The sequence below is a fragment of the Rhodococcus sp. 27YEA15 genome (genome assembly GCF_049739425.1).
Lineage (GTDB): Bacteria > Actinomycetota > Actinomycetes > Mycobacteriales > Mycobacteriaceae > Rhodococcus_F.
Genome location: NZ_JBMHHW010000001.1, coordinates 2,745,392 through 2,758,215 on the forward strand (window position 1 = coordinate 2,745,392; position 12,824 = coordinate 2,758,215).

Sequence of the window (12,824 nt, forward strand, 5' to 3'; positions counted from 1 at the left end):
CACTACTCGCCGCCGAACACCCGCTCCACCACAGCCTTCGCTCGACGTGTGATCCGGAGGTAGTTGTCGAGGAACTCACCGGCGTCGTCCCCGTAGCCGGCGATCTGCGCGACCCCCGCGAGAACCCGCCCGGGGCCGGGCAATTGGTCGGTCGGCTTGCCGCGCACCAGAACGAGGCAATTGCGCGCCTTCGTCGCGGTGATCCATGCGTCCCGGAGCAGGTCGACGTCCGCTTCGCTGAGAAGTTCGGCCGCGCCTATCGCGTCGAGGGTTTCGAGCGTCGACGTGTTGTGCAGCGACTGGATCTGATCGGCGTGACGCAGCTGCAACAGCTGGACAGTCCATTCGATGTCGGCGAGCCCGCCGCGACCGAGCTTGGTGTGGGTGGCGGGATCGGCTCCGCGCGGCAGTCTTTCGGAGTCGATTCGTGCCTTGATCCGCCGGATTTCGCGTACGGCGGCGTCACTGACGCCGCCCTCGGGATAGCGGGTCTTGTCGATCATGTGCAGGAAGCGAAGACCCAGATCCGGATCGCCTGCCACGGGATGAGCTCGCAGCAAGGCCTGAATCTCCCACGCCTGTGCCCACTTCTCGTAGTACGCCTCGTAGGAGGCGAGGGTGCGCACCACCGGTCCGTTGCGGCCTTCGGGTCGCAGCCCGGTGTCCACCTCGAGTGGCGGATCGGTACTGGGCGCTCCCAACAGCTTTCGCACTCGGTCGGCGACGGTGTTGGCCCACTTGACCGCGATAATCTCGTCGACACCGTCATAGGGTTCACACACGAACAGCACGTCGGCGTCGGAGCCGTATCCGAGTTCGCCGCCGCCGAGCCGCCCCATACCGATCACCGCGAAACTCGCGGGAGCGGGCGTCCCCAATTCGGCGACACTGGCTTTGATCACCGCGGACAGCGCAGCGTTCAACACCGCCGCCCACACCGACGACAGCGCCTTGCAGACGGCCCGGACGTCGAGCATGCCCAGAATGTCGGCGGAGGCGATCCGGGCCAGTTCGTGTCGGCGCAGCGACCGCGCGGCAGCGATGGCACGTTGCGGATCGTCGTATCGTCCCGACGCGGTCAGAATTCCGCGCGAGACGTCTTCCGGTTGGGGTTCGACCAGTCGCGGCCCGCTCGGCGAATCCGCGAAGAGACGAATGACGTCCGGTGCTTTGATCAGAAGATCGGGCAGATACGCCGACGACCCGAGGACGGTCATCAACCGTTCGGCGACAGCGGCCTCGTCACGCAGAATTCGCAAGAACCAGGTCTTGTCGACGAGCGCGTCGGACAGTCGCCGGTACGCCAGCAGACCCGCATCGGGATCTGGTGTGTCGCCGAGACATTCGAGAAGATTCGGGAGCAGCAGCGCTTGGATGCGGCCCTTGCGAGACGCCCCGCTCGTCAGAGCCGTCAGGTGTCCCAGAGCGTGCTCGGGGGCGGTGTATCCGAGGGCGGCCAGCTGTCGGACCGCAGCCTCCGGTCCCAGGACCAAGGTTTCCTTGTCCATGCGTGCCACGGATTCGAGCAGCGGACGGTAGAACAGTTTCGAATGCAACCGACGAATACGATGCGAGTTCCGCTTGACCTCGGCCCGCAGTACACCGAGTGCATCGAGCCGTCCGTCGGGACGCATGTGCGCGGCGCGGGCCAGCCACCGCAGGGCGTCTTCGTCGTCCGGCGGGGGCAAGGTGTGGGTGCGCTTGAGCTTCTGCAACTGGAGCCGGTGCTCGAGCAGACGCAGGAACTCGTACGACGCCGTCAGATTCGCGGCGTCGTCGCGGCCGACGTAACCACCGGCGGCCAACGCCGTCAGCGCGTCGACAGTGCTCTGAACGTGGAGGGAGTTGTCGGCCCGCCCGTGCACCAATTGCAGGAGCTGGACGGCGAATTCGACATCACGCAGGCTACCGCGACCAAGTTTGAGTTCACGCTCGCGCAGTTCCGGTGGCACCGTCTCCTCCACGCGTCGGCGCATGGCCTGCACTTCGGGAACAAAATCCTCGCGCTCGGACGCGATCCAGACCATCGGGTGCATGGCGTCGGCGTACTGGCGACCCAATTCCATGTCACCGGTCATGGGCCGCGATTTGAGCAACGCCTGGAACTCCCAGGTCTTGGCCCAGCGCTTGTAGTAGGCGATGTGCGAATCGAGGGATCGAACGAGTTCGCCGCGCTTGCCCTCGGGACGCAGCGCCGCATCCACCTCGAAGAATGCGGAAGTGCCGATACGCATCAGCTCGCCTGCCACCCGGCTCGCCATCGCATCGGCGGGTTCGGCGACGAAGACCACGTCGACGTCGGACACGTAATTGAGTTCGCGTGCACCGCATTTGCCCATCGCGATGACGGCCAACCGGATGGGGCAGCTGCCCTCCGGACATACGGTCGCAATCGCGACGGCGAGCGCCGCCGTCAGTGCCGCATCCGCGAGATCCGACAGTAGTTGCCCGATCGTCTGATAGGGCACCACCGGTTCGTTCTCGACGGTGGCCGCCAGATCGGCGGCGGCTACCGACATCAGAAGATCTTTGTACTGCTTGCGCAGTGCGACAACCGCTTCCGGTCCGGTGATCGAGGCGCGATACGTCTGCGATCCCTCCGTTGCGCCCTCGTCGAGGACGGCACCCACCACGTCGAGGAGAGCAGCCGTCGCCTGTTCCTTGGTGGGCAGTTCGGTGCCGTCGAGCAGTCGCCACGACGCCGGGTCTGCGACGAGATGATCACCGAATGCCGCCGAAGCACCGATCAAGCCCAGTAGGCGCCCTCGCAGACTCTTGTTCTTGCGCAGTGCTTGATCGAGCTCGGGCCATCCGGCACCGAGCCCGTCCTTGATCCGCACCAGCGTGCGCAACGCCAGATCGGCGCTGGCGGCACGCGAGAGCGACCACAGCAACTCGATGCTCTCGTCGTCCGACCATCCGAGTTGGCGGAGCTCGTCTGCTGCCGTGGACTCCATCAGGCCGAGTCGACCTGGTCCGGGAACTGCGGAACGCGCAGCGGGCGGCTTCACCGTCACAGACCGAGGTAGGTCTTGAGCTCGAACGGCGTCACGTGGCTGCGGTATTCCTCCCACTCACGACGCTTGTTGCGCAGGAAGAAGTCGAAGACGTGCTCACCGAGTGCCTCGGCGACCAGTTCGGATTTCTCCATCTCGCGTAGGGCCTCGTCGAGGCTGCCGGGCAGCTCTTTGTACCCCATGGCGCGGCGTTCGGCCGAGGTCAGCGACCAGACGTCGTCTTCGGCTTCGGGGGGCAAGGTGTAACCCTTCTCTATTCCGCGTAGGCCGGCGGCCAGCAGTACCGCGAACGTCAGATACGGGTTGCACGCCGAATCAGGGCTGCGGATCTCGACGCGGCGCGAGGACGCCTTGTTGGGGGTGTACATCGGAACCCGGATCAGTGCCGACCGGTTCGACGGGCCCCACGACGCGGCAGTCGGTGCCTCTCCCCCGTGTACGAGCCGTTTGTACGAGTTGACCCACTGGTTGGTGACGGCACTGATCTCGTTGGCGTGCTCGAGGATTCCGGCGATGAACGCCTTGCCGGTCTCCGAGAGCTGCATCGGATCGTCGGGATTGTGGAAGGCGTTGGTATCGCCTTCGAACAGACTCATGTGTGTGTGCATGGCCGAACCGGCTTGGTCGCTGAACGGTTTCGGCATGAAGCTCGCCCGCACCCCCTCTCCGATCGCCACTTCCTTGACGACGTAACGGAACGTCATGACGTTGTCGGCCATGGACAGGGCGTCGGCGTAGCGCAGGTCGATCTCCTGCTGGCCCGGGGCCGCCTCGTGATGGCTGAACTCGACCGAGATGCCCATCGATTCGAGGGCGTCGATCGCGTGCCGACGGAAGTTGGGGGCGGAGTCGTGGACGGCCTGGTCGAAGTATCCGCCGGAGTCGGCCGGAATCGGCGCAGTGCCGTCGATCGGCCCGTTCTCGAGCAGGAAGAACTCGATCTCGGGGTGCACGTAGCAGCTGAAGCCGAGATCGCTGGCCTTGCTCAGCTGCCGACGCAGGACGTGGCGGGGATCGGCCCAGGACGGGGAGCCGTCCGGCATGGTGATGTCGCAGAACATGCGAGCGGAATGCTGTGCACCGTCGTTGTGCGCCCACGGCAGGATCTGGAAGGTCGACGCGTCGGGCCGGGCGACGGTGTCGGCTTCGGAGACTCGGGAGAATCCCTCGATGGCGGAGCCGTCGAAACCGATTCCCTCTTCGAAGGCGCCTTCGAGTTCGGCCGGGGCGATCGCCACCGATTTGAGGTAACCGAGCACATCGGTGAACCACAAGCGGACAAACCGAATGTCGCGCTCTTCGAGGGTACGAAGCACGAATTCTTTTTGGCGATCCATGCCCGCGAGAGTAAGCAAGCCACGTTAAATCTGTGTTACATCACTCGACCGGTTTCGAATCGTTCTCCGATCTCGAGGTATCCGTGCAGCGTACGGGCATCATCGGATCAGCAACGCAGTCCCTCCTCTGGTGACGTCAAGTCCACGAAATAGCCGATTACCGCATCGTCGACACACGAATTGCCGTCCAGAACGACGGTGTGCTGAGTGCCGTCGAAGGTGATCAGCTTTCCGCCGAGTTGAGCGGCGAGGTCGACACCGGCTTGATACGGCGTGGCGGGGTCGGCGGTGGTGGACACCACGACCACTGCCGGTAAGCCCGCCGCCGCCAGCGCCCCCGGATCGAGTTCGTGGGGGCTCGTGGTGTTCGGCACGGGCCAGAAAGCGCACAGATCGAGCGGCGCCCGACCGGTGCCGAGACCGTCGTCGAGGAACGGCGCGGCCTCTCGGTAGCGCGTGTCGGCCAACCCGGCAACCGCGCGATCGGTGTTCGGCGGGTCGTCGACACAGCGAATCGCGTTGAAGGCGTCGTTCAAGTTGGAGTACGTGCCGTCGTTGGCCCGCCCCTGGTACATGTCGGCCAGATAGAGAAGCGAATCACCGGTTCCGTCTGCCAAGCTGGCCAGTCCCCCGCGTAACGGTGTCCACAACGCAGGCGAGTACAGGGCCTGCTGAACACCGGTGACCGCGTCGGTGTAGCTGAGCCCGCGCGGGTCGGTCGTCGCGGCGGGCGTACGGATCAGCGGCTCGAGCAGGGCGGCGAACCTCGCCTGAGCCTGCGCCGGGTCGGTTCCCAACGGACAGTCGGGGCGGGTGACACAGTCGGCGACGAACGCATCGAACGCACCTTGAAATCCCTTACCCTGCAGAATCACTCCCTCCACCGGATCCTGATCCGGATCGAGGGCACCGTCGAGAACCATCGCACGCACGTTCTGCGGGAAGGTCTCGGCGTACATCGCACCGAGACGAGTTCCGTACGAATATCCCAGGAAATTCATCGTCGAATCCCCGAGAACTCCGCGGATGACATCCATGTCCCGCACCACTTCGTACGTTCCGACGTGGGCGAGGAACTCGGCACCGGTGCGCTCGACGCATTTACCGGCGTAGTCCTTGCTGTCCTGCTCGGCATCGGCGATTCCGGTCGCAGACATGTCGATGTGGACCTCGGCCCGCTCGGCATCCGATTCGGTGTCGGTCAGACACCGCACCTGCGGGGTGGACGCGCCGACTCCGCGGGGGTCGAACCCGATCATGTCGAACCGTTCGGCCAGCTCGGTGCCGGCGCCCTGCGTGGCCAAGGCCAATCCGGAGGCACCCGGGCCTCCGGGATTGAGCAGCAACGACCCGATCCGATCACCGGTCGCCTTCGTTCGCGAGATCGCCACCGTCGCGGTATCGCCTTGCGGTTGCGCGTAGTCCACCGGGACGCTCACCCGGGCACAGTCCACACCGCGCCCGAGTGGAGCGGAGCCGTCGTCCGTGAGATCGGCACACGAACCCCAGTCCAGGGACTGGTTGTAGAACAACTCGAGACCCGGCGGAACCGCCGAGGCCGAGGACGCCGCAGCGCCCCCGGATTCCAGAGCGCCGCCACCGCTGTCCGCGGTCGTACAACCGGTCACCAACACGAGCCCTGCGGCGCTTGCGACCAACGCACCGGAGAGACGATCCCACTTCGACATGATCTCGATGGTGCCAGGAACTTCGTGTGCTGAACGATTCCGCAGCGTTCGGACCACCGACGGCGTGTGACCCATTGCACCCCGTGAACTCTTCGCCCGAACCGTTACCGGTGGCAGACTGGGCCACGTCATCACCCACACCCGGGGACCCGCGGGCAATCTCTGCTCAGGGCTTCGAGGCAAGAAAGGGACAACGATGTCCGAATCACCGCTCTACGGTTCCGCGCCCGCATCCACCCCTGCCGTCGCGCCCAAGCGCAAGACGCGCATTCACCACCTCGCCGAGATGAAGCAGAACGGCGAACGCTGGTCGATGCTCACCGCCTACGACTACTCCACCGCCCGTATCTTCGAAGATGCGGGCATCCCGGTACTGCTGGTCGGCGATTCCGCTGCGAATGTCGTGTACGGGTACGACACGACCGTGCCGATCACCGTCGACGAACTACTGCCCCTCGTCCGCGGCGTCGTCCGCGGCGCACCGCACGCCCTCGTCGTGGCCGATCTTCCGTTCGGCACCTACGAGACGTCCGCCGAGCAGGCTGTCACCACTGCAACGCGGTTCATGAAGGAAGGTTTGGCGCACGCCGTCAAGCTCGAGGGTGGCGAGAGAATGGCGAAGCAGATCGCCGCGCTCACTGCCGCCGGAATACCGGTCATGGCTCACGTCGGCTTCACCCCGCAAAGCGTCAACGCCCTCGGCGGATTCCGCGTGCAGGGTCGCGGTGACGGAGCCGAACAGCTTGTGGCCGACGCCATAGCCGTCCAGGAAGCCGGGGCATTCTCGGTGGTGATGGAAATGGTTCCCGCCGACATCGCAGGCCAGGTCAGCCGCAAGCTCACCATCCCCACGATCGGCATCGGCGCGGGCGCCGAATGCGACGCCCAGGTACTGGTGTGGCAGGACATGGCCGGGTACACGAGCGGCAAGACGGCCAAGTTCGTCAAGCGCTTCGGTAACGTCGGTGACGAACTGCGTTCGGCGGCCGCGGCCTACGCGGCGGAAGTGCGCTCGGGTGCCTTCCCTGCCGCCGAGCACAGCTTCTGATCCACCGGACCGGCGAACGCCGCCTGTCTGTCTCCATCAGCCGGGGGTACGTTCCATGATCGGAAACCGTCGAAGTGTCGCTGCGGCCGTAGCAGGAGCCGCCGCGCTCGTCACGGTCCTGAGTGGTTGCGCGGGAGGGTCCACCAACTCTCCCACGCCCACGTCGGTGTCGGCGACGGGTTCGGCGACAACCTCGAATTCGGCTACGCCCACAACGAATTCGACGGCTGTCGTCGCGGGCACGCCCTATACCGAAAGCCAGGTCGCCCAACTGTGCTCGGACTTGGACGGACAGCTGCAGAACTGGCGCACCGTCACCCCCACTCTCGGTAGAGGCGGCCTGAACACCGTCGTGATCACGTGGGCGACTCAGAACGGGATCAACCTGCTCGACCTGGCCCAGAACCGTGCAAGCATCGACGCCGCCACCACCGCGGTGTGTCCGCAAACGCGCGACGGTGCACTGATCGGGCTCGAAATCCCGGATCTCGCGTCGGGGCTCGTGGGCTTCTGATGAGCGAACGTCGCTCGCTGTATCCGGCGCTCGAGCCGTACGCGTCCGGCCGTCTCGACGTCGGCGACGGCCAGAGTATCTACTGGGAGACCAGCGGCAATCCGTCCGGAAAACCCGTGGTGGTCCTGCACGGCGGGCCGGGCGGCGGTACGCACCCGTCGTTGCGGCAGTACTTCGATCCCGAGGCGTATCGCATCGTGCTGCTCGACCAACGCGGATGCGGACAGTCGACGCCGCACGTCGCGGACGGTGCCGATCTGTCGGTCAACACCACCGACAAACTGCTCGGCGACATCGAGACCCTCCGCGAGCATCTGCGCATCGACCGATGGTTGGTGTTCGGCGGTTCCTGGGGTTCCACACTCGCCCTCGCCTACGCCGAAACGTTTCCGACGCGCGTCACCGAATTGGTACTGCGCGGAATCTTCCTCCTCCGCCGCAGCGAGATCGACTGGTACTACAACGGCGGCGCCGGGAACATCTTCCCCGACCGTTGGGACGAGTTCCTTGCTCCGATACCGGACGAGGAACGCGGCGGCGATCTGGTCGCGGCCTACCACCGGTTACTGCACTCCGACGACGAAAGCATCGCAGCCGGAGCAGCCGTCGCCTGGTCTGCCTGGGAAGCATCGACCAGCTACCTGCTCCCCGATCCGGAGAAGGTCGACGAGAATTCCGAGATCCGTTTCGCGTTGGCGTTCGCGCGCATCGAAAACCACTACTTCGTCAACGGCGGTTTCCTCGACGAGAACCAACTTCTGCGTGACGCTCCTCGGATCAGCGGTATCGCCGGAACCATCGTCCAGGGTCGCTACGACGTCGTGTGCCCGGCAACCAGCGCCTGGGCTCTACACAAGGCGTGGCCGTCGTCCACCCTGAACATCGTCGACGACGCCGGACATTCGGCGCTCGAACCCGGAATCATCCACCACCTACTCGAGGCCACCGATCGCTACCGACTGACGTAGACGTCTCACGCCGGGAATGTGAACTCCACGGTGCGCTTGTCGGCGTCGACCGCCGACAGGCGCACTTTCACCCGGGTGCCGTCGTCGGGGGTTCCGAGGCACCGTGCAATGACCGCAACGCTCGGGAGAAACACCTCGGCGGCCCGCTTTCCGTCCTTCGCCCGCATGACGACTGCGTCGAACACCTCACCTGTACGGTCGGCGAGCAGGGTGGTCTCGGTCAGGTCGACGCAGGCGCGATCGACCTTGTTGGCCAGCGAATCCGATCCGCGCATGATCGCCGGCAGATCCGGCAACGCGGTACGCGCCCAATCCGGAACAGCCGTGCCTGCGCTGATCGACAGGCACACCTCGGTGCTGAAACGATCCGACAGTCGACGCAGCGGTGCGGTGACGTGTGCGTAGGGCGCTCCGATTCCCGCGTGGATCGTCAGTTCGGGGAGTTCGCCGTCGAAGGCCGCGTAATCCGCGCCGCGAAGCAGTGACGGGGCCACCGACATCACCGCCATGGTCGAGGGCAGTGTCGGATCCAGACCGGCCAGGATTCGGCCGACGCTCGCACCGGCCGGCCAGTCGATGCCCAACGCCAGTGCCGTTTTTCGAAGAACGTCCACCGCAGATCGCTCGGCCGGTGGCAACGTACGCAGGAGTCCGATTCCCGCCTGCAGCATCATGCGTCCGGCGCACATACCGGTCAGTAGTGACACTTCGGCGTTCCAACCGTCGGCCTCGGTCCGTGGCTCCAACTCGATGCGCCACCCGCCCGCCGACGCCGCGTCCCGAACGACCGACTGCTCCGGCAACTTCAACTCGACAGCGCCCCGCTCGATCGCCGACGCCGTTCGAAGCCGGCCGAATTCTGGAAGTGCCGCGATCGACGGATGCAGTGAGTTGTTGTCCGCGTCCCGTTGAACGGTTGAATAATCAAGCCGTGCAACCGATTTAACCAAAGATCGCGCCACGCCCCACGATGTCGGTTCGCCCCGATCGTCGATTTCGATTCGCCACAGCGCGGCCGGTCGCACCACATCCGGCAACAAACTTGCCGACCCTTCGGAGAGCGTGCGTGGATGTAACGGCACCGAACCGTCCGGTAGATAGAAGGTTTGACCCCGCCGGCGGGTCTCGACGTCGAGGGGACCACCCGGCTCGACCACCGCTCCGACGTCTGCGATCGCGTAGTGAACGACGAACCCGGTCTCGGTCCGCTCGAGGTGTACCGCCTGATCGAGGTCCATGGATCCGGGCGGATCGATGGTCACCAGCGCCAGGTCGGTGGCGTCGACGCGCGACGACGCACAGCGATCGGGCGGGTTCTCGGCGGCCGACCGCGCCGCCGCCGAGAACGCGCCAGGCACATCGAACTCCGTCCGAATAGTCCCGAAATCGATTCCCGGCACTGTCATTCGACTCTCGGGCACAGTTCCTCCGTCATCACGCGGGCAGTGGGGAAACGCCTCAGCGGTTCCAGTCTTCGTCTGCACGGTCGGCGGATTTGTTACGTTCGGCCGCGATCGTCAGAGCCTGTTGTGCAGTAGCCTTGTCAGGGTACGGACCCATCCGCGACGAGGACGACGATTCCTTGCCCTGAGAGACGGAACCGGTGGTCGTGTCGTAGTACCAGAGGTGATCTTCATCAGTCATACGCCCAGTGTGACATCGCAACGAGATACGCGCTTGTAGTTCGCGCTCGGACTGATATCCTCTGTCCTGGCCTGGCAGGTGAAAACCGGAATCACATCGGCGATTTCTGCTTGAACGCCCAATGACGAGTGACGAAACAGAAAATGGAGTGCGCATGTCCGCAATTCTTTACGATTACCTCTTCCCGCTCGTGGGCCACGACGCGGCTACGTACTGGGCGACCTTGTTGGTCATCAAGCCGATCTGATCCACATACTCCGAAACACAGTGACCCCCGCCGATCCTCGGTGGGGGTCACTGTCATTCGATCCCGGCGAACCGGTCTAATCACGTAAAGCAGACGAGTCGGCGTGTAAGCCGGATCCTGTCCTCGACACCGAGGTGTCGAGTGGCGACCATCCATCTGGGCACACCGTCACCGGGTACCTCGAGCGGTTCACCCGCAGACTCGGGCGAGCAGCCCTCGGACATCTGCGCAGCCGCACCGCACGCGATGCGACCTTCAACCTTGCTCCGGGCGGGGTTTACCTAGCCACCCCGGTCACCCGGGGTGCTGGTGCGCTCTTACCGCACCGTTTCACCCTTACCTGCCCCGAAGGGCAGGCGGTCTGTTTTCTGTGGCACTGTCCCGCGAGTCACCTCGGGTTGCCGTTAACAACCGCCCTGCTCTGTGGAGTCCGGACTTTCCTCGACTCCAGGCCTGTGCACTCACGCGCCGGTCCCAGAAGCCGCGGCCGCCCGGCCAACTCGTCTGCCTGAACAGATTACCGGGTGGTACTACCCGCCCCGCAGGCGGTACCTGGCACTAGGGTTTCGGTATGACTCGGTACGTGGCCCTTCTCCGCGGAATCAACGTCGGCGCCGTCAACATCAAAATGGTCGACCTGACGCGGGTGTTCACCGACCTCGGGTTCGAGCGGGTCGAGACGGTACTCGCGTCGGGCAATGTGCTCTTCGACAGCGACACGACCGAACCGTCGGCGCTCAAAACCGACATCGAGAGCGCGCTGACTCGCGAGTTCCACTACGAGGCTTGGGTATTCGTCCTCGAAAAGTCGGAACTGCAGAACATCGTGGACAACTTTCCATTCGTCGTCGCAAACCCGGACCGACATTCCTACGTCATGGTCGCGGCCGATCCCGCCGTGCTCACCGAACTCGGCGCACTGTCCGGCGGCCTCGACCCGCTCGTGGAGCAGGTTGCCGTCGGCGACGGTGTCCTCTACTGGGAGGTCGAGAAGGGAATGACTGTCACCGGCGCCTTCGGCCGCCACACCGGCAAGACACGCTACAAGGCCCACACCACCACGCGGAACATCAACACGCTTCACAAAATCCTGAAATGACCGCTCTCACCGCACCTGGATCGCGCCGTTGACACTGCTTCCGATCCTGCTGGTAGCCGCCGTACTCGCCTTCGCGGTGATACGCCCACGCGATCTTCCCGAGATCGTGGTGGCCGCACCCGCTGCCGCGCTCGCGCTGCTCACCGGCACGGTAACTCTCGACGCGGCGCGCACCGAAGTGATCACCATGGCGCCGACCGTCGTGTTTCTGATCGCGATACTCGTACTCGCCCACGCGGCCGATGCACTCGGCGTGTTCACCTGGGTCAGTCGAATCCTGCAACGCGGATCACGGGCCGATCCACGCCGACTGCTGACATACGTCTTCGCCGCCGCTGCCGTCACCACCGCGATTCTCAGCCTCGACGCCACCGTGGTGCTGCTCACTCCGGCGGTGATCGTGGCTGCCAGGTCCATCGGTACGAGTACGCGCCCCCACTCGTACGCCACCGCACATCTGTCGAATTCGGCGTCGACGCTGCTGCCGGTCTCCAACCTCACCAATCTGATCGCATTCTCGGCAACAGGACTGACGTTTCTTCACTTCACCGCGCTCATGGCGCTGCCGTGGCTGGTGACGATCGGTATCGAGTATCTGATCTTCCGACTGTTCTTCCGATCCGATCTGGGCACCCCCGACGCCGGTCCGCCGCCGCACGTCCACACCGGCACGGCACCGATGCTCGCTCTCGGTGTCATCGCCACGACCCTCCTCGGATTCGCCGTCTCCGGATTCGTCGGCGTCGAACCAGCGTGGGTGGCCGTCGCCGGCTCCCTGACGCTGTCCGGTATCGCGGTCACCGGTCGCCGGACCGACCTCCGACGCCTGCTCCACGCTGCCGATCTGCGATTCTGCGCGTTCGTCCTGGCGCTCTCGGTTCTGGTCACCGCAGTCACCGACGGGCCGATCGGCGACAAGATCACCGATCTACTCCCGACCGACACCGGATATCTCGCATTGCTTTTCGTCGCCGTCGCCGCAGCCGTCGCATCCAACCTCGTCAACAATCTGCCTGCGACGCTCCTGATGCTCGCTGCGCTGGGCAGCCATGCGCCTCCAGCTCTGATTCTGGCGATGCTGATCGGTGTCAATCTCGGCCCGAACCTGACATACGTGGGTTCGCTGGCCACCATGCTGTGGCGGCGAGTCGCCACCAGCGCCGACGCGCCGCCGACGCTGGCAACTTTCACGCTCCTCGGGGCGATCACCACACCACTGACGCTGATCGGAGCGGTGAGCGCCCTGTGGCTGGTGCTGTGAC

10 protein-coding genes and 1 other RNA gene are annotated in these 12,824 nt (G+C 64.9%); 5 read left to right on the forward strand and 6 right to left on the reverse strand.

Features of this window, described 5'->3' with window-relative positions:
• Positions 1-2 precede the first annotated feature (2 nt).
• From ABH922_RS12695 to ABH922_RS12705, 3 genes are all read right to left on the reverse strand, one after another.
• Complete coding sequence (locus ABH922_RS12695; protein ID WP_424809660.1) at positions 3-2,957, reverse strand: bifunctional [glutamine synthetase] adenylyltransferase/[glutamine synthetase]-adenylyl-L-tyrosine phosphorylase; 2,955 nt, start codon at positions 2,955-2,957, stop codon at positions 3-5.
• A 56-nt stretch (positions 2,958-3,013) separates the two neighbouring features.
• The gene (locus ABH922_RS12700; RefSeq protein WP_424807257.1) at positions 3,014-4,354 is read right to left on the reverse strand and encodes a glutamine synthetase family protein; all 1,341 of its coding nucleotides are present in this window, start codon (positions 4,352-4,354) and stop codon (positions 3,014-3,016) included.
• A gap of 107 nt (positions 4,355-4,461) precedes the next feature.
• A complete protein-coding gene (locus ABH922_RS12705; protein WP_424807258.1) occupies positions 4,462-6,042 on the reverse strand; it encodes an alpha/beta hydrolase in 1,581 nt (526 codons plus the stop codon).
• 196 nt (positions 6,043-6,238) lie between these two features.
• On the opposite strand from ABH922_RS12705, the gene panB reads away from it, so the two are divergent.
• From panB to pip, 3 genes are read left to right on the forward strand one after another with little or no spacing between them, the layout of a single operon-like run.
• Positions 6,239-7,090: a 3-methyl-2-oxobutanoate hydroxymethyltransferase gene (panB, locus tag ABH922_RS12710; RefSeq protein ID WP_424807259.1), complete on the forward strand. Its 852-nt coding sequence runs from the start codon at positions 6,239-6,241 to the stop codon at positions 7,088-7,090.
• Positions 7,091-7,145: 55 nt separating this feature from the next.
• Positions 7,146-7,604, forward strand: a complete 459-nt coding sequence (locus ABH922_RS12715; protein ID WP_424807260.1) for a hypothetical protein — start codon at positions 7,146-7,148, stop codon at positions 7,602-7,604.
• Positions 7,604-8,572, forward strand: coding sequence for a prolyl aminopeptidase (gene pip / locus ABH922_RS12720; RefSeq protein ID WP_424807261.1), 969 nt, complete (start codon positions 7,604-7,606; stop codon positions 8,570-8,572). The genes ABH922_RS12715 and pip overlap by 1 nt, the downstream gene beginning before the upstream one ends.
• A 5-nt stretch (positions 8,573-8,577) precedes the next feature.
• Here pip and ABH922_RS12725 read toward each other — a convergent pair whose 3' ends face one another.
• From ABH922_RS12725 to rnpB, 3 genes are all read right to left on the reverse strand, one after another.
• Positions 8,578-9,978: an RNB domain-containing ribonuclease gene (locus ABH922_RS12725; protein WP_424809661.1), complete on the reverse strand. Its 1,401-nt coding sequence runs from the start codon at positions 9,976-9,978 to the stop codon at positions 8,578-8,580.
• A gap of 52 nt (positions 9,979-10,030) precedes the next feature.
• Positions 10,031-10,216, reverse strand: coding sequence for a hypothetical protein (locus ABH922_RS12730; protein WP_424807262.1), 186 nt, complete (start codon positions 10,214-10,216; stop codon positions 10,031-10,033).
• Between the two features lie 337 nt (positions 10,217-10,553).
• An RNA gene (gene rnpB / locus ABH922_RS12735) (RNase P RNA component class A) lies at positions 10,554-10,966 on the reverse strand.
• A 68-nt stretch (positions 10,967-11,034) separates the two neighbouring features.
• Between rnpB and ABH922_RS12740 the strand changes: the two genes are divergently transcribed.
• On the forward strand, positions 11,035-11,562 hold the full coding sequence (locus tag ABH922_RS12740; protein WP_424807263.1) for a DUF1697 domain-containing protein: 528 nt from the start codon (positions 11,035-11,037) through the stop codon (positions 11,560-11,562).
• A 28-nt stretch (positions 11,563-11,590) separates the two neighbouring features.
• Positions 11,591-12,823, forward strand: coding sequence for an SLC13 family permease (locus ABH922_RS12745; RefSeq protein ID WP_424807264.1), 1,233 nt, complete (start codon positions 11,591-11,593; stop codon positions 12,821-12,823).
• The last annotated feature ends 1 nt before the right edge of the window (position 12,824 follow it).

Bases quoted from the DNA above. Each gene is read 5' to 3' on its own strand.
- ABH922_RS12695 (WP_424809660.1), bottom strand. From the start codon at position 2,957: ATGGAGTCCACGGCAGCAGACGAGCTCCGCCAACTCGGATGGTCGGAC.
- ABH922_RS12700 (WP_424807257.1), bottom strand. From the start codon at position 4,354: ATGGATCGCCAAAAAGAATTCGTGCTTCGTACCCTCGAAGAGCGCGAC.
- ABH922_RS12705 (WP_424807258.1), bottom strand. From the start codon at position 6,042: ATGTCGAAGTGGGATCGTCTCTCCGGTGCGTTGGTCGCAAGCGCCGCA.
- panB (WP_424807259.1), top strand. From the start codon at position 6,239: ATGTCCGAATCACCGCTCTACGGTTCCGCGCCCGCATCCACCCCTGCC.
- ABH922_RS12715 (WP_424807260.1), top strand. From the start codon at position 7,146: ATGATCGGAAACCGTCGAAGTGTCGCTGCGGCCGTAGCAGGAGCCGCC.
- pip (WP_424807261.1), top strand. From the start codon at position 7,604: ATGAGCGAACGTCGCTCGCTGTATCCGGCGCTCGAGCCGTACGCGTCC.
- ABH922_RS12725 (WP_424809661.1), bottom strand. From the start codon at position 9,978: ATGACAGTGCCGGGAATCGATTTCGGGACTATTCGGACGGAGTTCGAT.
- ABH922_RS12730 (WP_424807262.1), bottom strand. From the start codon at position 10,216: ATGACTGATGAAGATCACCTCTGGTACTACGACACGACCACCGGTTCC.
- ABH922_RS12740 (WP_424807263.1), top strand. From the start codon at position 11,035: ATGACTCGGTACGTGGCCCTTCTCCGCGGAATCAACGTCGGCGCCGTC.